We start from the raw sequence: 21,513 nt of genomic DNA, 5'->3' as shown, positions 1-21,513 counted from the left end.
ATGGAACCAAAAATTTATACTGGAACACCTTACCCGCTCGGCGCTACATTTGATGGACAAGGGGTTAATTTCGCCTTGTTTTCTGAACATGCTGAAAGTGTAGAACTCTGCTTATACAACGATACCGACGAGGAAGTTGAAGTCCTAAAAATCAAAATAAAAGAAAAAACACATCAGGTATGGCATATCTATCTAAATGGAATAAAACCCGGACAACGTTATGGCTATCGTGTACATGGACCTTACCGTCCTCAAGAAGGGCATCGGTTCAATGCGAACAAATTACTCATTGATCCTTATGCTAAGGCAATTTCTGGTACAGTGCAATGGAATGACGCGCTCTTCGGCTATCGTATTGGAGCGCCAGAAGCGGATCTTAGTTTTGATGACGCAAACAGCGCTGCATATGTACCCAAGTCAATTGTGGTCGATAATCGATTCGATTGGGGAGAAGACCAACCGATGCGCATACCTATGCATCGCAGTGTTATCTATGAAGTCCATGTGAAAGGCTTTACTGCCTTGCACCCCGATATCCCGGAAAACATCCGAGGAACTTATGCTGCTATGGGTCATCCAGTTACTATTGCTTACCTCAAAGAATTAGGAGTCACTGCTGTTGAATTATTGCCCGTTCACCATTTTTTAAGCGATCGCCACCTCATCGATAAGGGGCTTACTAATTATTGGGGATATAACTCAATTGGCTTCTTTGCACCTGATATACGCTATGCTTCAGGTGGGACTCAGGGTGATCAAGTGACCGAATTCAAAACGATGGTCAAATCTCTGCATGCAGCAGGAATCGAAGTAATCCTAGATGTAGTATATAATCATACTGGCGAAGGAAATGAAATGGGGCCAACACTCTCATTTCGGGGTATTGATAACGCATCCTATTATCGCTTGACAGAAGACGGCCGTTATTATATGGATTTTACGGGAACGGGAAACACGTTGAATGCACGTCAACCAAATGTATTGCGAATGATCATGGATAGCTTGCGTTATTGGATCCAGGAAATGCATGTGGATGGATTTCGTTTTGACCTAGCATCGGCGTTAGCGCGGGAACTCCATGATGTCGACAAATTAAGTTCCTTTTTTGATGTAATTCATCAAGATCCAATAATTTCGCAGGTAAAATTGATCGCTGAGCCTTGGGATATTGGCGAAGGAGGTTATCAAGTGGGGGAATTCCCTCCGGGATGGGCGGAATGGAACGGAAAATATCGTGACTGTATGCGTGATTTTTGGATTGGTGCTGACAGCATGATCGGAGAATTTGCCAACCGACTGACCGGATCGTCCGATCTTTATCAGGGCGACAACCGTAGACCATCGGCTAGTGTTAACTTTATCACGGCTCATGATGGTTTTACCCTTCAGGATCTCGTTTCTTATAACGACAAACATAACGAAGCTAATGGTGAAGATAACAATGATGGGGAAAGCCACAACCGTTCATGGAACTGTGGTGCAGAAGGTCCGACCGACAACATTGAGATCAGCCACTTGAGAGCAAAACAAAAACGGAACTTGCTCACCACATTATTCTTATCTCAAGGTGTGCCTATGCTGCTTGCAGGCGATGAATTTGGGCGAACACAACAGGGAAACAATAATGCCTATTGTCAAGATAATTCGATTTCTTGGCTTGACTGGAAAAACATGGATAGTTCATTGCTGAATTTTACCAAAAGCCTTATCGCATTTCGAAGAGAGCATCCCAGTTTGTGCCGCCGGAAATGGTTTCAAGGATTACCCATAAGGGGTACTGGTGTTGAAGATATCGTATGGTTTCTTCCTAATGCTACTGAAATGGATGATTTCCATTGGGAAGATGATTTTGCACGTTCCTTAGCTGTTTTTTTAAACGGCGAAGGGATAAGATCAGTAAGTCAAGATGGAACAAAAATAACAGACCATCATTTTTATCTGCTTTTCAATGCCTATTGGGAAGACGTCGAATATCAGCTCCCTGATCAACGCTATGGTACGAGCTGGATTAAAGTTATCGATACAAACTTGGATACAATATCCGAGCATGCTATCTTCGAGGCAAACAGTAGAGTTAGTGTTCCCTCGCGTTCAATTTTGGTACTCATGTCAAGTTAGGTAACAGCAGATTTAATTTTATTAATATTATTATGCAGAAAACTGGAGTTACACAGCTTGGGGTACGCTGGAATGGCGACTTGGCGCAGATACGAGTATGGGCGCCAAACGCAAAGACAGTAAATTGCGAGTTAAGCAAAACGTACCATTCATTGCCGCTCGAAAAACAAGAATATGGTTATTGGTATACCGAAAGTCGGATGCCACAACGGGGAGATTACTATAAAATCATCATAGACGGGATCCCATATCCAGATCCAACATCGCTATCCCAGCCAGAAGGGGTGCATGGACCATCTGCTATGGTCGATCTCGCTTATCCCTGGACCGATCAAAGATATGTGCCGCCATTGCAACGTGATTTAATCATTTATGAATTACACGTAGGGACATTTAGCACAAATCACAATTTCGCAGGTATAATTGAAAAAATACGCTATTTAAAAGATCTGGGGGTAAATGCGATCGAAATTATGCCTATAGGGCAATTTCCAGGTGAAAGAAATTGGGGTTACGATGGTGTTTTCCCTTTTGCGGTGCAGCATTCTTATGGAGGAGCCCATGAATTGCAGCGACTGGTGGATGCATGTCACCACGCAGATATTGCGGTCATTTTGGATGTTGTGTATAATCATTTTGGACCTGAAGGAAACTATCTCTCTTATTTCGGACCGTATTTGACAGATAAGTATCATACTCCATGGGGCCAAGCTATTAATTATGACGATCAATTCAATCATGGGATTCGTGATTTTGTAATGTCAAATGTACGGATGTGGTTTGAAGATTTTCATATCGATGGGCTACGCATGGATGCGGTACATGCAATAAGAGACTTTAGTCCTATACACATTCTTCAAGATATACGCAAGGAAGTGAATGCAATTATCAATAGCACTAGAAAACAAAGATACTTATTTGTTGAATGCGATCTTAATGACCGTAGATTTCTAGATCCTCTAGAAAAGAATGGATTTGCTATGGATGCACAATGGCTAGACGAGTTTCATCATGCTTTGCGGGTAACAGTAGGTGAAGAAAGAAAAGGCTATTATAAAGAATTCGAAGGGATAACTCATCTTGCCAAAGCCTACGAGCAGGCTTACGTATTTGACGGTTGCTACTCTAGTCATCGTCAAAAGTTCTTTGGTACTGATGCCAAAGGCATCTCGGGAAATAAATTTATTGTATTTAGTCAGAATCACGATCAGGTAGGTAACCGCATGCTAGGTGAGCGAAGCGCCGCGCTCTATAGCGATGAAAAAATAAGATTAATGGCTTTGGCAGTGTTCCTATCGCCGTATATTCCCTTGTTGTTTATGGGAGAGGAATGGGGAACAAAAAAGCCCTTTCAGTATTTCGTCAGCCATAGTGAGCCTGAATTGGTGGAAATGGTGAGAGCGGGAAGGAAACGTGAATTTGCTGATTTCCAAGGAGAAGGACAGTTTCCAGATCCACAGGATCTAGCTACATTCGAACGTTCAATATTGGACTGGAGCGAACAGCATCATATTTCCAACCAACAGCATTTGGCTTACTACAGGGATTTAATCGCACTTCGTAAAACCCATCCCGCCTGGAGCAACATGCAGCGCGAAGACTTAACGGTTGACTGCTTACCAACACAGAATACCTTGATTCTACGTGCCGGAAATGGTGCGGCCAGGCTCCTGGCAATTATGAATTTCTCGAATGAAATACAGCATATTTCTATCAACGAACACCAAAAATGGCAGTTAGTGTGGGACACGGGAGATGCGAATAACTATGAGTATGAGCTAGGATCTGGTCTGTTGACCAACACGTGCTCAATACCCGCCCTGAGAGGACTCGTTTTTTCGACAATATGACCATATTAAATGTAGTTCAAATGAATGGAAACAGAAAAAGGTTAAAAAGTGAAATTATACAAACTAAGTCCTTTCATAGATTGTACTATTACCAAAGACTGCTTGTCCCAGTCGTGAAGAAAGTTTTTTAAAAGCTAGGTTCCTTTCCAACCTAGCTTTTATTTTATACATTAAGTGTATTAGCCTACAAATTTATTTTACGAATATTCTGCTTATTTATATAAAAAACAAACGATTTGTACTGTGGACTAGTTCATAAAATAAACTTGAGTTATTTACATTTCTAAACATTGAATTATGAAACATGAAAGCGGAACTACGCCTAAGTTCAAAACTAAGACACCTTTAATTGCAGAATCGTCATTGCAAGAGCTGTTTTTGGATGGGATCATGGATTTGTATTGGGCAGAAAACCATTTAGTCAAATCTCTTCCAAAAATGATAAAAGCTGCAAATTCGTCAGCTTTGATAACTGCTATCGAAAATCATCTCAAGGAAACCGAGCAGCATGTTGTGCGGTTGGAGCAGATCTTCAAGCTAATGGGTAAGGAAGCCTTGGCAAAGAAATGCGATGCGATGGAAGGATTGACCAAAGAAGCAGAGGGGATAATAGGAGGTACAGAGCCCGGCACTGTGGCCCGCGATGTGGGCATAATTTTAGCTTCGCAAAAAGTAGAGCATTACGAAATTGCAAGCTATAGTGGATTGCTTCAGCTCGCCTTTACACTAGGCTTGCAAGAAGTCGCCTCACTATTGGAACGGACACTGGGAGAAGAAGAGGCTGCCGATGCATTGTTGTATGAGGTCGCAGAAAACCAAATCGAATACACTGCTCCAGAACAATAATATTAATCTTATTACGATGAAAAAGAGAGAAACACAAGCTAAAAAGGTTAAACAGCCAGAAAATGAGAAAATTAAATCATTAAATCAACATATATCCGATGCTAGTGGTGAACTAATGACAACAGATCAGGGAGTTAAAATCAATGATGATCAGAACTCACTACGTGGCGGTGACCGGGGCGCTACATTATTAGAGGATTTTATTCTGCGTGAAAAGATTACTCACTTCGACCACGAACGTATCCCCGAACGTGTAGTACATGCAAGGGGATCTGGCGCACATGGTGTATTTAAATTGTACAAACCATTAGGTGAGCTTACAAAAGCGGCCTTCCTGAATGATACAGAAACGGAAACGCCGGTGTTCGTACGCTTTTCAACTGTCGCTGGATCTAGAGGGTCTACGGATCTAGCGCGTGACGTACGTGGATTTGCTGTAAAGTTCTATACACAGGAAGGTAATTTCGATCTGGTCGGGAATAATATGCCCGTTTTTTTTATACAGGATGCAATGAAATTTCCAGATTTGGTACACGCAGTAAAACCTGAGCCTGATAATGAAATTCCGCAGGCGGCATCCGCACACGACACTTTTTGGGACTTTATTTCACTAATGCCTGAATCTACCCACATGATAATGTGGCTCATGAGTGACCGCGCTATTCCGCGCAGTTACCGTATGATGGAAGGATTTGGAGTCCATACTTTCCGATTTATCAATAAAAAGGGGGAAGCACATTTTGTGAAGTTTCATTGGAAACCACTATTGGGCGTGCATTCCGTCGCATGGGATGAAGCGCAAAACATTTCTGGAAAAGATCCCGATTTTCATCGACGCGATCTTTGGGATGCCATTGAATGTGGTGCATTTCCGGAATATGAATTGGGTGTGCAGATTATCCCTGAAGCTGACGAATTTAAGTTTGATTTTGATTTATTGGACTCAACTAAAATTATTCCAGAGGAACTAGTTCCCGTTCAAAGAATCGGCAAAATGACGCTTAACCGAAATCCAGATAATTTTTTTGCTGAGACTGAACAAGCTGCTTTCCATATTGGGAATGTTGTTCCTGGTATTGACTTCACAAATGACCCCTTACTGCAAGGTCGTTTGTTTTCCTACACAGATACTCAATTGATTCGATTGGGTGGTCCTAATTTCCATGAGATACCAATTAATCGTCCGATCAATTCTTCCTATAATAACCAACGTGATGGATTTATGCGACAACGAATCGATCGCGGTAAAACGAGCTACGGTCCGAATTCACTTGGAAACAATGATCCAGCACAGGTGAAAGAAGCTGAAGGCGGATTCACCAGCTACCAAGAACGCATTGATGCACGAAAAGTCCGCGCTAGAAGTGATAGCTTCCGCGATCACTTTAGCCAGGCTAGATTATTTTTTCACAGCCAGTCGGAACCCGAAAAAAACCATATTATCGATGCATTTAGCTTTGAACTTGGTAAGGTTAAGGCGGTAGCAATAAGACAACGGATGGTCGGCATCTTATCCTTAGTGGATAAAGGGCTCGCGGCTGAAGTTGCTTTTGCTTTGGGGATTGAAGTACCACAACAGCTCGAAAAGCCGATTAACCGCAGCATCCCTGCCGACGGTGATCCTTCAGATTATGAACCCATCCAAGTTGAAGGAAAATTAAAAAAATCAGATGCGCTGAGTATGATGAATACGACTAAAGAGAGTATTTTAAGTCGAAAAGTAGCTGTGCTCGCTGCCGACGGTGTGAATGCGGCCTCCCTACAGGTAGTCCGTGATGCCATACTGGCTGCTGGCGGAATAGTCCATGTAATTGCGCCAAAACTGGGCGAAATAATTGCATCGGACAATACCGCTATTCCTGTGGAAGAGAGTTTTTTGACAGGGGCCTCTGTACTTTATGATGCTGTGTATGTACCAGGTGGTAAAAATAGTGTGGCCACTCTGGAAGCGGAAGCAAATGCTGTTCATTTTTTGAATGAAGCTTTTAAGCACTGTAAAGCTATCGGAGCTGATACTGAGGCGAGTCAAGTGTTGGAAGCCACCTATTTCTTTGATAAATTACCCGAAGAGTTTTCAGAAGAAACTGTACTATCTGAAGGAGTTGTCATCGCGGAGAAACCGTCCGAATTAGCAGACAAATTTATCAAGGCGATTGCACAGCATAGATTCTGGGAACGCGAAAAACCTAGACAGGTGCCCGCTTAGAATTACTGAAATCTCAAAAAATTAAAGGAAAGCCTGGCAATAGCCGGGCTTTCCTTTAGTTCATATATTGTTCGCTTTGAAGAAGTGATATTGCTGCTTCGTTGCCCTGTTGTGCAGCTAAGTCCACAACGGAGAGTCCACGACTATCGACCAATGTTCTATTTGCACCACTTTCGAGTAAAAGTTTTAAAACATCATTTCTACCAAACATCGCTGCAAACATTAGGGCGGTACCACCATTTCCATGTTGCAGATTCAAGTCAGCACCATGGAGAATTAATAATTCGGCAATATCCTTGTACCCTTTGAAGGCGACACCCATTAATGCCGTATTACCGCCATTGTCCTGTGCATTAACATCAGCGCCAGCTTGAAGCAAAAGCCTTGCTGCTGCAAGCTGATTGTTGTAACAGGCAATAATCAAAGGTGTATATCCCTTCACGTCACGTGAATTCAAATCTACGTTTTGTCGGATGAGCTCCTGTAACACTTCAAGGTTGCCCAACCGGGCAGCGTGAATCATGACTTCTGTCGTTTGTATCATAAATAATTTTTTTTAAGAGATTAGGCTACAAAGTCTTACTCGTGGATCATCTGAATATGGCCGATTACTCCAGATCAATGGATTTAAGTGGCAGGGGGTGCAATTTTAAAATAGAATGCCCGAGGATTCGGGCATTTCTGATACTATGATGCAGCTTCATTTACACCTGACATTGCAATTTCTGTCAGAAGACTATCAGTCTGTTTTTCCTCGTCTAAAGTTTGCTGAAGCAATTGCTCGGCCTCACTATGCTCCATAAGTTTTGCATAGGTCACCAAACAACCATAACTGGCAATTTCATAATGCTCGACCTTTTGAGCAGCCGAAATAAGTGCGGCATCCAACGCTGGATCACCTTCAAAGCTCTCAACGATTTCGTCAGCTTCTTCGAGAAGACCTTCCATAGCTTTGCATTTTTTACCACGTGCGCTCATTTCTAACGATGTAAATACTCCTTTCAGGCGCTCAATGTGGCCTTCAGTTTGGCTATAATGTTGCTCAAATGCTTGTTTTAACTCGTCGCTTTCAGCTGCCTTACTCAGCTTTTTCAAGCCTTTCAAAAGTTGTTTCTCTGCCCCGAGCATATCCTTTAACTCGTCTATAAATAATTCATGTAAATGCGCATTTGGCATCTGTTGATTGTTTTGCTTTGATGTTGCCATAATTTTGATTTTTTTATAAGAAGAACAGCAGTGGAAATGTGATGGTTTGAATGTTTTTAAAATGTTTTGCGATTATTTCAATATCTTCATTAATGTCTGCCCATTATACGCCGCATAGCCGTTTTGATCATTATCAAAATAGAAATAAATATCCTTTCCTTCATCTTGCCAATCGGTACATTTTTCTGCCCAACTGATCAGATTATTTTTTGTATAGCTGCCTTGATATTTATCTCCTGGACCATGCAAACGTATGTAAACAAAGTCTGCCGTGATAATAACTGGACTCTGGTACCCAGCGAGATCATAAATGCAATAAGCACAATTATAATGTTCAAGTAGCTTATAAACTTCCGGAATGTTCCAACTAGAATCGCGAAACTCAAACACAAATCTATGGTCGGTAGGTAACTTCTCAAGAAAGTCATGAAGCCTTTCGGTATTAACATGCCACCTTGGCGGCAACTGAAATAGGATAGGGCCCAGCTTTTCTTTCAACTGGGCTGCCCGTTGCATAAATTGATCAATCGTATCGTGATCAACATGCAATTTCTTTACATGTGTGATGAAACGGCCGGCTTTTACAGCAAATATAAAATCCTTGGGCACTTGTTTATACCAATTGATAAACATATCGTCAGTGGGGAGCCTGTAAAAGGAATTATTGATTTCAACCGTCGGAAAAATGTCGGAAAAATACCTCAATTGATTATCGTTTTTCAACTCTTTTGGATAGAAAGTGTCTTTCCAATGCTTATAATGCCAACCAGATGTCCCTATATATATTTTTCCATTCTTCATGTTATCTTGGGTAAATCCTACACAAAAAGAACAGCGAGATGGAGCGAATGGTTGACAAAATTTAAGGGGATACCACAGGGGCTAATAAACAACGAATAGCCTGAAACGCAAAAAAGGCAAACCATTTTACTGATCTGCCTTTTGGGTAAGTAATCGGGCTCGAACCGACGACCCCTAGAACCACAATCTAGTGCTCTAACCAACTGAGCTATACCTACCGTGATTTTGATGTCACAAAAGTAGTACTATAGGCCATATCTTCCAAATGTTTTTTAAACTTTTTGATTAACCGATTGTCTATCAAATGGTATATTTTTGCCGAGCGGTATTATAAAGTAGCATAAGATAGTGTTCGTACAACATTTTCGGTCCAAATATCTATAATTGCAGCTTGGTCTATTATTTGTATTATAATATTTATGGGAAAATTTTTAAAATTTTTATTGATCGTGGCCATTTTGGCAGTAGGGGCTTGGTTTGTCTATCAAAAATACAACAGCGGGCCTAAAGTAGAAAGCAAGCATCAGCTGCTGGTCGATCGCATTGAAGCGATGGGTAAATTGGAGCTTGTTAAATATCGTTACAGTGATGTTGTTGAACACAAAAACATCAATACTTTTTTGCCTACAGCAAGCGTATTACTCATTGTCAAGGCAGATGCTGTAGGTTGTGTGAACTTGACTAAACTGACACCTGAGGATATTAAGGTAATCGGAGATTCTGTTTCCATCAAATTGCCGGCGCCAGAAATATGTTATATTAAGATCGACCATGAGGCATCAAAGGTTTATGATACCAAAATGGCATTTCTTAGAGAGGCCGAATTGGTAGATGAAGCGTATAAAACCGCTGAAAAAGCTGTGGCAGATGATGTCAAAAAATCAGATATTCTGCAACAGACAAAATCGAATGCAATAATTGTTTTCAAACCTTTATTACAAGGATTAGGTTTTTCGAAGATCAATTTATCCTTTGATTAATAATCAGCAAATAATGAAAAGCTAGACACTTTTGTGTCTAGCTTCCTACAATAAATCAATCTCCGGCCGTCTCCCGACGGAAGAGTACAAATAATTATGCTATTATCGGAGATTGAACAATAACTAAATCAAATTGGTTTTATTTTTTTGACGAAGTATCAGGCTGTGGCGTTGGTGGGATTTCTCCGTGGGACTCACTTGAGGTTGTATCTCGATATTGAATCGTTGTTGTATCATTTGGTACAGAATCCCGCATTAATTCTCTTGATTTTTGGTCATTGGATTGTGTACCATTACATCCAAAAACAGTTAGTACCACAACACTACTGATCATTGCTTTAATTAACTTACTCATGCTTTTATAATATTAGTTCAAAATTGCTTTAAAGTCTATTGCTTTTGTAAAGAACACTATGCAACAAAAAAAGGTTGGAGTTTTTTAGTTTAGATAAACCGTCCCGCTGCAACTGTATTCAATGTCATAATGGTATTGAATTTTAGAAAAAACGTTTTACACTTGAACGCTGTTCTTACTGCATAGTAGTGTAATTTACGCTATTTAAAAGTCTGCTTGAGTTCTATCTGCGACTTTTCAGTAGATAAACAAAATTGAAAAAATATGGCAACGAAAAATGAAAACCGACTGGTCGGAACGGAAATGGAGAAAAAAAAGAAAGTTAAACTTGGCGCTGAGGGAGAGATCTTGAAAGATGTAGATCATAAGGATCGCGGAGATGCTGAGGCGGGTGTAGATCCTCAGGTGGAGCAACTGAATCAAATGCCTAACGATCCCACAGACAGGCCAAAAGAAAAAAAACAATAAAAAAGTGACCCAATTAATGGGTCACTTTTTATAATCAAGAAATTCCTTCAAAATTATTCAAGAGCGGGTTATTTTTTCCCGTGCTTGTCGATCGCTTTGATCAATTCATCTTTTGTCATATCATGACGCCCGGTAATTTCTAATTTTTTGGCCATTTGCAAGAGCTCATCCTTTGTTTTATCAGAAGTACCATGCTGCCCATTTTTTGAAACTGACGTATTTTTTCCATTGCTCTTTTTCATACTTTTTTCACTGTCCGTGCTTTTCCCACGGGACTGCCCTTTAGCAGTTGCGTGGCTTGTAGTTTTTGCTGTGTTCATAATACTTGATTTATATGCTATTTATTGATTGAACATATCTGTTGCACTAATAGTTGACAGTTTTAGTACCTGAATATTTCGTAATTATACGTTTTCTATGGTTTAAACATGTAATCCCAACATCATTGAGTGTTTGATCTCTATTTCGAAAATGCCCTGACAATTGCTTTGTTAAAAGCAGGAAGGTCTTCTGGGGTCCGGCTAGTAATTAAACCATCGTCAATGACGACTTCCGCATCTTCCCATTTAGCACCAGCATTGATCAAATCTATCTTTATCGCTTCTACAGAAGTCATTTTTTTATCCCGAACCAGATCAGCATTAATTAACAGTTGCGGGCCGTGGCAAATGGCTGCTATCGGTTTACCACGCTCCCAGAATGCGTTGATCAAAGCTGTAGCGGTCTTATTAGTTCGTAATTTATCGGGATTAATAACGCCGCCCGGTAGTAAAAGCGCATCATACTTATTTTCTTCCGCATTTTGGAGATCGACATCAACGGGATAATCTTTTGACCACTCGTCACCATTTTTGGATCTCACTTTAGTTTTTGAGGGCGATATAATATCAGTCTTCGCTCCAGCAAGTTCTAAAGCATCTTTTGGGCTGCTTAATTCAATTTCCTCAAATCCGTCAGCGACCAGGATCGCAATCCTTTTGTTTTTTAATTTTTCCATATACTTGAAATATTAATGTTGGTTTACCAATTGAACGGATGAACCTGCCTCAAAGTTTGTGTTAAAATGAAATGGTCTACTTTTTTGCAGCAGGTAGTATAGGAGCGGTAGGGGGGGCAAGGTACTGTCCATCATATATGCACAACTTAAACAGATCCTAAAACCTAAAACACTGTATAATGAACCTATTAATAAGAAATAGGTATATCAGATATCGATCAAGGCATAACTGGTTTCATTTCCATGTTGTGCTTTGAGCACCGGAACTGCTACATTGTAGATGGGAATACCTGCAGCCGATAGAGCCTTAAATTTTCCAGCATGAGCGTGACCGTGAAAAGCAGCAGTAACTTTTCGCCGGTGCAACGGCTCAACAAGATGCGTAGATCCGAGAAATGGATAAATTTCTTTTGGTTCTCCTATAACGGTCTCCGCTATGGGCGCATAATGTAGTAAGGCAACTTTTTTTATATCGGAATATTCTTGTTCAAGCCTCGCAAGTGCACGATCGAGTAGCAGCGATTCGTTGACAGCCTCCTGTACGAAACTCTTCATAGCATCTTCACCAAACATAGAAAGCATATAGCGATCAAATCCGCCTCCAAAACCCTTTACACCTGCAAAGCCGATATTTTCGACTACAATAGCCTCGCCATCCAATACCGTGACCTTATTGTCCGTCAAAATCTGACGGATTTGCTTTTGCCGCCCTTTTTCGTAATCGTGATTTCCCAAGACAGCAAGTACGGGAATCTTAACGGTCTGCAATTCTGCTACCAGTAATTCGGCTTCCTCTTCATCGCCAGTATCAGTTAGGTCGCCGCAAAGCAAAAGTACCTTCGCTTTTTGTGAAATCTCTTCAAATATACTTTTCCATTTGCCGTGTTGGCTGGCATTCATATGGATATCACCTATTGCCGCTATAGTCGTTTTTTTATTCATCTTAAACAGTTTTTATTGTATATGATTTATAACCCCAGTCTTTGATATCGATCTGATATTGTGTTTGGTCGATTAAAGGACCTAAGCAAACCTTTTCCAGGCAGGGGGGAAGCTCGTATTGCTCCCGTGCACGATTGATCAGTTCGTCAAAGAGATCCTTTGGTATAATTTCCCGATAGTCATGAGGATAGGTAAATTGAAAAATAATTATCTGAGCAAGCAACAAATGCCAATGCTGGTCCATACGCAAAAGCAATTTCTCCCAATCGAATTTTTTTCCATATTTGAGCCAAATATGATTGATATCTGCACTGTCATGCCTTTCTCTATTTTGAACATATAATTTACACCACACAAGCTCCTCGGCTGGTATATAACGCACCTTGTTATCAAAAAGAACACTTTCAGCCCCACGGTCAAACCAATCCTGATCGACTGTGCAATTATGGTTGACACTGTCGAAAATAATATCGATAAAGTATGGATCTTGATAAATCTTTGCCAACCACCTCACATCCGTTAATTCGGTTTGATACCCGTTAGCAGAGAAGTATTTAAGAATTTTGGGATACTCACTGCTCTTGCAAAAGATATCCATATCCTTTGTAGGCCGTGTAATTCCCGTATAATGGAACATCGCTAATGCGCCTCCCACCATAAACTGGCTTTCGCTCTCATGGAGCATTCGAAGTGTGTCCCGAAAGAAGGTAATACATTCTTCGGGTGGATTATCAAGATGGATCATGTTTCATGTTTAGTCTGAAAACAGTTAAATAATCGCAGAAGTTTGTAGGCGTTAAGGATTGCGTATTTAGGCACTGCCATAAGTATAAATACTCGATTTAAAAATCCCAGCAACTTGTTTGTGCATTCCTACTGTTCTATAATAAAAGAACGTATCGTGCCAATAGAATAGGCTCTGTTCAAAAAAACAAAATTTAACTTAAGGATAAGGAATATAATGGAAAGCTTATTGGGTACAGGTGAAAACCTGTCGATGATACAAATGGGAATCAGAGCATTAATTATGTTCTTTATAGCGCTACTTTTGGTCCGTTTTGGGGGAATGCGGATTCTCGGGCGAAAGTCGGGTGTTGATTTTGTCATTATTATTATGCTTGGCGCTGTCTTAGCAAGAGGAATTGTTGGTGCTTCACCTTTTATATCCACCGTATTCGCCGGCTTTGTCATGATTGTTATCAATAAAGTCTTAGCCCAGATAGCAACACGAGTACCTTATCTTGGAAATCTGGTGAAAGGTAAACCAGTTGTACTGTACAAAAACGGACAGATACAATGGCATCACATGGATCGTTTAGGTGTCAGCAGGACTGACTTATTGACCAGCTTACGTTTGGAGACTCATAGCAAACATCTTGATGAAGTAGACATCGCGATGATGGAGCCCAATGGCCGTATTAGCTTTACCTTAAAAACAAAAGCATAGTCTATATTTAAATCATTATTATGAAGAATAAAACATCATATTCCTTTTTTTACCGTAATGGTCTGAGTTTGGTATTCCTGGGACTTTTTATCGGTACCCTTGGTCTGCAATTACTAACGGGATGGAAAGTCTATAATGAGGAATTGCAGGAAGCGCACCGGCCAGCCATTAAGCTCTTGGCTTACCTAAGGACCGGACATTGTATTTCGGCTACATTCGAAAACTTTGAAAGTGAATTTTTGCAGATGGCGATGTATGTTATGTTAACTGTCAGCTTACGGCAATTGGGTTCTGCAGAATCCAAGAAACTGGAGGAACCAGAAGAAGTCGATCGCGAGCCTCAACCGCATCCTAATGCACCCTATCCTGTGCGAAAGGGTGGATGGATATTGAAGCTTTATAGTTCTTCTTTGTTTATTTGCTTTGCTTTGCTATTCTTATTGAGTTGGGTAACACATTTCTATGGGAGCTGGCATCACCATAATACGGAACAGCAATTAAAGGGCTTACCCACAGATAAAGCAACTACATATTTTGTAATGCCTGAATTCTGGTTCGAAACATTTCAAAACTGGCAAAGTGAATTCTTATCGGTTTTGTCAATAGTTTTTTTTACAATATTCCTCAGGCAGAAAGGATCACCTGAATCCAAACCTGTTGATGCTCCGAACGATGAGACAGGTAAAGGTTAAATATTCGGAACGCTCCAATTTATAGACGTAATTTAAATAACATGATGAAAAAAACATATTTAATTGTTAGACTTAATTTAATGTTCAGTCTCACTTTGGCCGGCTTTATTTTTTTCGCCTGTGGAGACGGTAAGAAAAGGGCCGAGGTCGAAGTGAACAACAGAACGGACAGTGTTGGAATAAATAATCTCGGTGTACCACTAGATAATATTCATCGCAGCCGACCCAAGGATAGTCTTACAGAAAAAGGAAGTAAGAATTCAGGACTTCCATTGGACAATCTCGACAGAGCTAGAGACGCCAAATAAAATTCTCGACGGTGTGAAATGAGCCTGTATATTTTTGTAACAATCTGATGGCTTCCATAAACAACGTAAGCCGCCGCGGGTCAATATATTTTTTCAGGTCACTGGAGGAGTGGTGATTACCTTTAACGGTAATATGCCCATCCGCGTAGATTTTCAATTTCGTTGGCATTAGTCAAATCCACTACCATATTGAGCCCCAATTCGAAAGACTGCAAACTGGCTGAGTTGAGTTCGAAAATAGGGTAGAAGAGTGCATGTTCATTAGGAAGATCAACATTTCCTTGCAACCACCTGTATCCTTCTGCTTGTAAATTATCTATGAAGGTATCAGTGATAGCACTAAGATAGCGCATCATTTTTTTGATCCACTCGAGTTCCGCATCGACATGCTTAGGATAATGCTCTTTAATAAAATCGAGTATCAATTGCTCCCCTTGGTTATTTAATCCATCGCGTATCATTGCAAGCCCCATGCTCCGCACTTCTTCTTGGTAATAATCGTTTCCATAGGAGAACTTGATTTCCCCAGCAATCCGGCTAGCCTCTATTTTGGCACGTAGGGCCATTTGCCTATTTAAGAGTTCGTGTATGTAATCGAAAGGTTGTTCCATAAACCAGCGTTTGTATTTAATTAAGAGGACAAAGTTCATCTTACTTTGTCCTCGAACTTGGAAAGTGTGGAGTAGTCTGTATATTATTTTAATGTAGGTTTGAGTGTTTTTCCTTTAACTGGACTGGTTGGTCCGGGGATTGTACTATTGGATGTGCCAGTGGGTACTGTACTGTCTGTTGACCCCACGTTTTTTATCTGATCAAGGTGTTTCTCGAAAGCACTGACCTTATCGGATGCAAACTTGCGTAGGTCTGCATCGGAGGCAGCCGTACCACCGCTAGCATCATTATATAAGGTAATGGCCTCTTGATGGCTCTTCACCATCATATCAGCATATATACGATCAAAGTTTGCTGGATCGGCATTATTCAGGTCATCGATCATCTTAGTATAATTTTGATTATCGGGCGTACTTAATTGCCAGTTTTTATTTTTTACTATCGAAGACAGCTCATTACCTACGGTAGTATGATCGTCTACGATCATTTGTGCATATTGTTTAATGCTTTGATTCTGAGACTTAGCCAATGCAATGTTCGCTGCTTGCAGTTCAAAATTATTTGCTGCCGTCGCTTTGCTTGCAAAATCTAAATCGCCCTGCTGTGCTTTTGAACTAGTCGTGTCTTGTGCGTGCAAGACAGTGCTAAAGGTCAAAATGGCTATGAATAAGCCAAGAAATCTTAAAATGGTTTTCATAATACTATTATTTAATTTATTAACGATTCTTATTATTGCGAGTGCCATTTCGCCGACTTCTATAATTGATAAGGATATAAGTCGCTACGAGAATGAACACAATACCGATAACTATTGATGTAAACATAAGCGCTTGTTTTTACTTAGGAACAAAGCTCAGGAATCTACAGTTTGAAGAGTAGGTATTTTAGGTATTTTAGGCAAAAAATGTCATCTATACGTATCGCTAGCGTATTAATCCACTGTATTCCAACAAGAAATGCTTCTTCCAGATCATCTTTCTCTTACTTAGCTAACAGATGAGCAGATAAAGACGTACACATTCTATAGGTTGTTAAAAGAAAATACTTAAAACTATTTCCAATTAGTCGCTGTTTCTGTTCAAGAAAATCAATTTACCATACCAGTTTTGAAAATAAAACAGACAGCTATGACACGGTTGCTTTTGGTGGATGACCACAAACTTGTAAGATCTGGATTTCAATTAATTTTAGAGGCTCAAGAAGATATTGACGTTATTGCTGAAGCAGAAAACGGAGATAAAGCATTGCAATATCTTGCGCAAACAAGACCTGATCTCATCTTAACAGATATTCATATGGATGTAATGGATGGGCTCAAATTTATTAGGCACGTAAAAGCGTTATATCCAAATGTTAAAATCGTTGTATTATCAATGGATGATAAAATCCAAACAATACGCGAAGCTTTAGATTCAGGGGCAGATGGCTATTTGTTAAAGAGTTCTCATGTTGACGAGATTTTATTCGGCATTAAACTAGTCATGGATGGAATGCAGTACATCAGCGCAGCACTGGGAATAGAAATGATAAATTATTTTTCCCAATATATCGATCCGCAAACCGATAAGAAGGAAATAATGGTAAAATATGAAATCTCCGAAAGAGAACTATCAGTTCTAGAGTTAATAGCAGAAGGGTATACAAACGCTGAAATTGCTGATAAAATTTTTCTTAGCAAGCGCACTGTAGAAGGTCAGCGACAACTACTGCTCGAGAAAACTAATTCCAGAAATACTGCTCAATTGATTCAATTTGGCTTTCAAAAAAAGTTACTCTGCTGATATCTGTTTTGTTGCTCTTCAAAGTATTTGTACTTGATAATATACTTCGTGTTTTATACCACAAAAAAAGTGTTTTTACTTTAACTAAAGGATATATGCGTGATTCGTGAATTTTCCGAATAGTATGTGAACCAAAAAAGTTTAAGCCCTGTTTTAAATTAAGAAATGCAAATGTAATTGATATATAAACAACATTTTTTAACATTAAACTTTAAGATTATGGCATTAACAACAGGAAATGAAGGTGAAATCACCAAAAAAATTGAAGAGCAAACCTCTAAATTACCGTCAACGCTTTTTTTGGGAGCAGCATTGCTTTCTATGGGTGTGTCTGCAGCGCTTAAATGTATGACTAATGATAAGACGGCCTTGTTTGTTGGACAATGGGCCGCACCTTTTTTATTATTAGGTATTTACAATAAAATTGTCAAAACCGAAGGACATGACTAGCGTCTTTTGGTAGAAAAAATGAATGGAAAATGGAAGGATGGCTCAACGATGTTGGGCCAATCTTTATGTAAATAATTGTGTAAAACTTATAAAAATGGATAGAAGAACAGCAATAGGCAATATGGGAACGGGCATTTAGCCCTTATCAATTTTCTTCCCAGTTTTTGAAACATCTTTCCTTTGCCGACGAAACTTTCGTTTAAAATCATGATTCTCTTCAGCCGCATCAATAGAGTGTGTACAAGTAAGCTCGCCTTCTTTTAGTGCCAGTTTGGCAATATGTGCATAAAACTTTGCGAGTTGATCCAGTTCTTCTTCGCTGAGATTTTCCAAATTTACCATACGATTGCTCGTCCCTTCATGGGAAGCAATTAATTCGTTTAATTTTAAATGAATCGCTTTTGAATCTTTATTTTGGGATTTTTGAATCAAAAACACCATTAGAAAGGTAATAATTGTTGTTCCTGTATTGATGACCAACTGCCACGTCTCAGAGTAACCGAAGATCGGGCCGCTCACTGCCCACAGAATTACCGTAGATGTTGCCAGGATAAATGCTGCGGAACTTCCAGTCGCATGTGTTGCCCAGTTTGAAAACCGTTCAAATAAATTTTTTTTTGTTTTCATGTTTTCCGTTTCTTATTTGGACGTTTGCGTCGAGTGATTTGTTTGTTTTTTTACGGGATTATATTAAATGATTTGCCGCAAAGGCTTCACCTGCATGCTCACAATTGAAGTTCGCATGGGTTGGGATACAATAAAGGCAATTGCCCGAGCAATGTCTTCAGCAAAAAGCATCTCCATGGATTCGATTTTATTGCGCTGCTCTTGTGGTGAATAAGGCTGCATATCAGTCCCAACGGAACCAGGTTCAATAAGTGACACCTGAATGCCCTTAGGATTTACTTCCTTACGCAATGACTCAGTGAAGGCTTGGATACCTCCCTTTGAACATACATATACAGAGCTTTCTGCTTCCCGAATATCGGCACTCATAGATCCCACATTTACAATGTGTCCTGAACCCCTGGGCTCCATGCGCGACAGCGCAGCCTGGGCACAAGAAAGATAAGCAAGAATATTGGTTCGTAACAGATAGGCCTGATCAGAATAAGTTCCTTGTTTGACGGATTGGAAGGCGATCGCAGCATTATTAACTAAGATATCTAGATGCTCATACATATTGTCAAACTCTTCAAACAATTGTTGTATCCCCGCCTCAGTAGCTAAATCTACAACAATACCCGATAAAGAACCTGACGTATTTAATGCTTCAAAATCATGCAGTGTATCGTTGAGCTGTTGCTCGTGATGCCCACATATAAAAACGTTGTTACCCATAGCGGCTAATAGCAGCGCAGTGGCTCGTCCAATGCCTGTAGTACCGCCAGTAATTAATATTTTCCTGTCCTTTATCCACAAGGGGAGAATGGAATTAATATAGTCATCGAGATTGCTTATCATAATTTTCAATTTAGTTATCCTGATTTTGGAAATGAACAATGCCAATATGCGCTTGGTTTGATGCTATAGACGAAGACGTATTTTTTCTTTATTTTACGTATTTAAATCAGAAACGATTGCTTAGTGCTGTGGTTCTTAATAGAAATCATAATTAGTTATACCATCAAAATCTGGGTATCTATAGCTCCCAGCCTTTAAATGAATCTTATATGAAACGCGACGGTAATAATAAGAGCTTTTGGCAAACTACGGATAGCCAAAAATTTTCGACTAATTTAACAGATGTGACGTTTGATACTATTGTTGTAGGTGCAGGTATCACTGGCATAACCTTAGTAAAGGAGCTTCAAAATAGGGGAATAAAATGTTTACTGTTAGATAAAGAAAATCCAGGCTTTGGAACGACAGGGGGAACAACTGCGCACATCAATAACTTCTACGACGCATCCTACGATGAAATCATAAATAGCTTTGGCGAAGACGCTGCTCAGCTGTTGGTCCAAAGCACAGATAATACGTTAAACTATATTAAGACGAATATTTCGAGGTATGGAATAAATTGTGAGTACAACGCATGTGACTTCTTTCTTTTCAGTGCCGAGCAAGCTCAAAATGAACAACTTGATAAGATTCGCGCTGCTCACCAACAATTGGGAATAAAAACGACCGAATGTAATACCATCCCTTTTAGTTTGCCTTTTGAAAAAGCAATCAGAATTGAGGGGCAGGGGCAATTTCATCCTTTAAAATATATAGAAGGATTATTGGAAGCATTCTGTGAAAATGGGGGTGCTGTATTGTTAAATCAATCCATTTGTGATTATATGAATAAGGATGGTATGGTTACCTTGAAAACGACTGGCTCAGGTATCCACTCCGCAAAAAATATTATTTGGGCAACACACGTGCCTCCGGGGGATAATAGGTTTGGTTTGTTAGTCGCACCTTATCGCAGTTATGCCCTCACCGTGCAAGTTAGCCGAGCCCCAAAAATGCTTGCACAGACCGCAGATCTTTATGATCCCTACCATTATTTTCGCTACCATCGTACGGAAGACAAATACTATCTGATTGCAGGTGGGTTTGATCATAAAACGGGTGATGAAAAAAATACAGCGCAACATTTTAGCGATTTAAAGGCTTTGGTCGATAAGCATTTTGAATACGATAAACTTATTGCACAATGGTCTTCTCAATATTATGTATCGGCAGACGGATTACCTTATATCGGCCGCATGCCTAATGAAGATAACGTATATATTGCTACTGGATATGGCGGAAATGGAATGACCTTTGGATCAATGGCATCATTAGTGATTCCTGATTTACTAGAGCAAAAGGAGACTCCTTTATCAAAATTGCTATCGCCTTCTCGTATAAAACCGATCGCCAGTGTGAAAAGTGTATTGTCTGAAGGATGGAGCGCTTCGAAGCACTTTATAATGGATAAATTGTCGGCGGAAAAAATTAAAGCAATGGAAGATATTACTGTCGGTGAGGGTAAGATTGTCAACTATGAAGGTAAAAGATTCGCGGTGTATTGTGATGATGGGGGGACTCTACATTGTTTGAGTTCGATCTGTCCCCACATGGGGTGTACAGTTAGCTGGAATCCTTCCGAAAAATCTTGGGATTGTCCTTGTCACGGTTCCCGTTTTGATATTGAGGGTAAACTTTTGAACGGCCCAGCAACTTCTGGCCTAAGAAGATTGGAGGGGTTAGATTTCAAATAGCTATCTATACTTTTGATGATGCTATATTTCCTACTTAGCGCGATTTGGAGCATCCGGCAAGCACGATGATAAAGAATTTTAGTCCAACTTTTTACTATTCAAAGGCCCAGCATTATAGGTGTGGACTTTCCTAGCCGTGGCACAACTGAATCAGCCAACGACAAAATCGATGTGAGAATATTGGTCAAATACCTAACAATTTTCAAATTATATAGTATATTTGGCGCGCAGATAAATCACTGCTAATATTTAATACA

The 21,513-nt window shown here is 40.0% G+C and carries 24 protein-coding genes and 1 tRNA gene; 12 read left to right on the top strand and 13 right to left on the bottom strand.

The genetic code is table 11. The features are described 5' to 3' along the window. From glgX to B4A24_RS06395, 4 genes are all read left to right on the top strand, one after another. Nucleotides 1-2,118, top strand: coding sequence for a glycogen debranching protein GlgX (glgX, locus tag B4A24_RS06410; RefSeq protein ID WP_293943656.1), 2,118 nt, complete (start codon nucleotides 1-3; stop codon nucleotides 2,116-2,118). Between the two features lie 32 nt (nucleotides 2,119-2,150). Next, entirely contained in the window at nucleotides 2,151-3,968 is a 1,818-nt protein-coding gene (gene treZ, locus B4A24_RS06405) for a malto-oligosyltrehalose trehalohydrolase (protein ID WP_293943655.1), read from the top strand. Between the two features lie 297 nt (nucleotides 3,969-4,265). After that, entirely contained in the window at nucleotides 4,266-4,814 is a 549-nt protein-coding gene (locus B4A24_RS06400) for a ferritin-like domain-containing protein (RefSeq protein WP_349681726.1), read from the top strand. A 16-nt stretch (nucleotides 4,815-4,830) separates the two neighbouring features. Then, complete coding sequence (locus tag B4A24_RS06395; protein WP_293943654.1) at nucleotides 4,831-7,020, top strand: catalase; 2,190 nt, start codon at nucleotides 4,831-4,833, stop codon at nucleotides 7,018-7,020. Between the two features lie 55 nt (nucleotides 7,021-7,075). Here the strand turns inward: B4A24_RS06395 and B4A24_RS06390 are convergent, their stop codons facing one another. The 4 genes from B4A24_RS06390 to B4A24_RS06375 form a co-directional block, all read right to left on the bottom strand. After that, complete coding sequence (locus B4A24_RS06390) at nucleotides 7,076-7,564, bottom strand: ankyrin repeat domain-containing protein (protein WP_293943653.1); 489 nt, start codon at nucleotides 7,562-7,564, stop codon at nucleotides 7,076-7,078. Between the two features lie 143 nt (nucleotides 7,565-7,707). Further along, nucleotides 7,708-8,226 (bottom strand): ferritin-like domain-containing protein, encoded by a 519-nt coding sequence (locus B4A24_RS06385; RefSeq protein WP_293943652.1) that lies wholly within the window; start codon nucleotides 8,224-8,226, stop codon nucleotides 7,708-7,710. 72 nt (nucleotides 8,227-8,298) lie between these two features. After that, nucleotides 8,299-9,027, bottom strand: coding sequence for a DUF72 domain-containing protein (locus B4A24_RS06380; protein ID WP_293943651.1), 729 nt, complete (start codon nucleotides 9,025-9,027; stop codon nucleotides 8,299-8,301). A gap of 144 nt (nucleotides 9,028-9,171) precedes the next feature. Further along, nucleotides 9,172-9,245 (bottom strand) — tRNA-His (locus B4A24_RS06375). Between the two features lie 201 nt (nucleotides 9,246-9,446). Between B4A24_RS06375 and B4A24_RS06370 the strand changes: the two genes are divergently transcribed. Beyond that, nucleotides 9,447-10,007, top strand: a complete 561-nt coding sequence (locus B4A24_RS06370) for a DUF4230 domain-containing protein (protein ID WP_293943650.1) — start codon at nucleotides 9,447-9,449, stop codon at nucleotides 10,005-10,007. A 139-nt stretch (nucleotides 10,008-10,146) separates the two neighbouring features. On the opposite strand, the gene B4A24_RS06365 is transcribed toward B4A24_RS06370, so the two are convergent. After that, entirely contained in the window at nucleotides 10,147-10,362 is a 216-nt protein-coding gene (locus B4A24_RS06365; RefSeq protein ID WP_293943649.1) for a hypothetical protein, read from the bottom strand. A 264-nt stretch (nucleotides 10,363-10,626) separates the two neighbouring features. Here B4A24_RS06365 and B4A24_RS06360 point away from each other — a divergent pair, with 264 nt between their 5' ends. After that, a complete protein-coding gene (locus B4A24_RS06360; RefSeq protein WP_293943648.1) occupies nucleotides 10,627-10,830 on the top strand; it encodes a hypothetical protein in 204 nt (67 codons plus the stop codon). Between the two features lie 68 nt (nucleotides 10,831-10,898). Here B4A24_RS06360 and B4A24_RS06355 read toward each other — a convergent pair whose 3' ends face one another. From B4A24_RS06355 to B4A24_RS06340, 4 genes are all read right to left on the bottom strand, one after another. Continuing rightward, on the bottom strand, nucleotides 10,899-11,150 hold the full coding sequence (locus tag B4A24_RS06355; RefSeq protein WP_293943647.1) for a Rho termination factor N-terminal domain-containing protein: 252 nt from the start codon (nucleotides 11,148-11,150) through the stop codon (nucleotides 10,899-10,901). Nucleotides 11,151-11,290: 140 nt separating this feature from the next. Then, complete coding sequence (locus tag B4A24_RS06350; RefSeq protein ID WP_293943646.1) at nucleotides 11,291-11,827, bottom strand: type 1 glutamine amidotransferase domain-containing protein; 537 nt, start codon at nucleotides 11,825-11,827, stop codon at nucleotides 11,291-11,293. Between the two features lie 207 nt (nucleotides 11,828-12,034). Further along, nucleotides 12,035-12,769 carry a metallophosphoesterase family protein gene (locus B4A24_RS06345; protein ID WP_293943645.1) on the bottom strand — a complete coding sequence of 245 codons (735 nt, stop codon included), beginning with the start codon at nucleotides 12,767-12,769 and terminating at the stop codon, nucleotides 12,035-12,037. A gap of 1 nt (nucleotide 12,770) precedes the next feature. After that, complete coding sequence (locus B4A24_RS06340) at nucleotides 12,771-13,514, bottom strand: nucleotidyltransferase domain-containing protein (RefSeq protein WP_293943644.1); 744 nt, start codon at nucleotides 13,512-13,514, stop codon at nucleotides 12,771-12,773. A 216-nt stretch (nucleotides 13,515-13,730) separates the two neighbouring features. Here B4A24_RS06340 and B4A24_RS06335 point away from each other — a divergent pair, with 216 nt between their 5' ends. The 3 genes from B4A24_RS06335 (at nucleotide 13,731) to B4A24_RS06325 (ending at nucleotide 15,216) form a co-directional block, all read left to right on the top strand. Further along, nucleotides 13,731-14,216 (top strand): DUF421 domain-containing protein, encoded by a 486-nt coding sequence (locus B4A24_RS06335; RefSeq protein WP_293943643.1) that lies wholly within the window; start codon nucleotides 13,731-13,733, stop codon nucleotides 14,214-14,216. A gap of 20 nt (nucleotides 14,217-14,236) precedes the next feature. Continuing rightward, nucleotides 14,237-14,908, top strand: a complete 672-nt coding sequence (locus tag B4A24_RS06330) for a DUF6766 family protein (protein WP_293943642.1) — start codon at nucleotides 14,237-14,239, stop codon at nucleotides 14,906-14,908. 80 nt (nucleotides 14,909-14,988) lie between these two features. After that, a complete protein-coding gene (locus tag B4A24_RS06325) occupies nucleotides 14,989-15,216 on the top strand; it encodes a hypothetical protein (protein WP_293943641.1) in 228 nt (75 codons plus the stop codon). 122 nt (nucleotides 15,217-15,338) lie between these two features. Here the strand turns inward: B4A24_RS06325 and B4A24_RS06320 are convergent, their stop codons facing one another. Both B4A24_RS06320 and B4A24_RS06315 read right to left on the bottom strand, forming a co-directional pair. Next, nucleotides 15,339-15,827: a hypothetical protein gene (locus B4A24_RS06320; RefSeq protein WP_293943640.1), complete on the bottom strand. Its 489-nt coding sequence runs from the start codon at nucleotides 15,825-15,827 to the stop codon at nucleotides 15,339-15,341. An 83-nt stretch (nucleotides 15,828-15,910) separates the two neighbouring features. Continuing rightward, the gene (locus B4A24_RS06315; protein ID WP_293943639.1) at nucleotides 15,911-16,525 is read right to left on the bottom strand and encodes a DUF4142 domain-containing protein; all 615 of its coding nucleotides are present in this window, start codon (nucleotides 16,523-16,525) and stop codon (nucleotides 15,911-15,913) included. 430 nt (nucleotides 16,526-16,955) lie between these two features. Here B4A24_RS06315 and B4A24_RS06310 point away from each other — a divergent pair, with 430 nt between their 5' ends. Together B4A24_RS06310 and B4A24_RS06305 are read left to right on the top strand one after the other, a co-directional pair. Next, nucleotides 16,956-17,609: a response regulator transcription factor gene (locus B4A24_RS06310; RefSeq protein ID WP_293943637.1), complete on the top strand. Its 654-nt coding sequence runs from the start codon at nucleotides 16,956-16,958 to the stop codon at nucleotides 17,607-17,609. 219 nt (nucleotides 17,610-17,828) lie between these two features. Beyond that, complete coding sequence (locus tag B4A24_RS06305) at nucleotides 17,829-18,059, top strand: hypothetical protein (protein ID WP_172394039.1); 231 nt, start codon at nucleotides 17,829-17,831, stop codon at nucleotides 18,057-18,059. A gap of 135 nt (nucleotides 18,060-18,194) precedes the next feature. Here the strand turns inward: B4A24_RS06305 and B4A24_RS06300 are convergent, their stop codons facing one another. Then, nucleotides 18,195-18,686, bottom strand: a complete 492-nt coding sequence (locus B4A24_RS06300; protein ID WP_293943634.1) for a low affinity iron permease family protein — start codon at nucleotides 18,684-18,686, stop codon at nucleotides 18,195-18,197. A 63-nt stretch (nucleotides 18,687-18,749) separates the two neighbouring features. Next, nucleotides 18,750-19,523 carry an SDR family oxidoreductase gene (locus B4A24_RS06295; RefSeq protein ID WP_293943632.1) on the bottom strand — a complete coding sequence of 258 codons (774 nt, stop codon included), beginning with the start codon at nucleotides 19,521-19,523 and terminating at the stop codon, nucleotides 18,750-18,752. 209 nt (nucleotides 19,524-19,732) lie between these two features. On the opposite strand from B4A24_RS06295, the gene B4A24_RS06290 reads away from it, so the two are divergent. Next, nucleotides 19,733-21,256, top strand: a complete 1,524-nt coding sequence (locus tag B4A24_RS06290; protein ID WP_293943630.1) for an FAD-dependent oxidoreductase — start codon at nucleotides 19,733-19,735, stop codon at nucleotides 21,254-21,256. Nucleotides 21,257-21,513: the final 257 nt, after the last annotated feature.

It is taken from the genome of Sphingobacterium sp. UBA7249, from assembly GCF_002472835.1.
Lineage (GTDB): Bacteria > Bacteroidota > Bacteroidia > Sphingobacteriales > Sphingobacteriaceae > Sphingobacterium > Sphingobacterium prati.
This window is presented reverse-complemented; position numbering and strand designations above follow the sequence as displayed.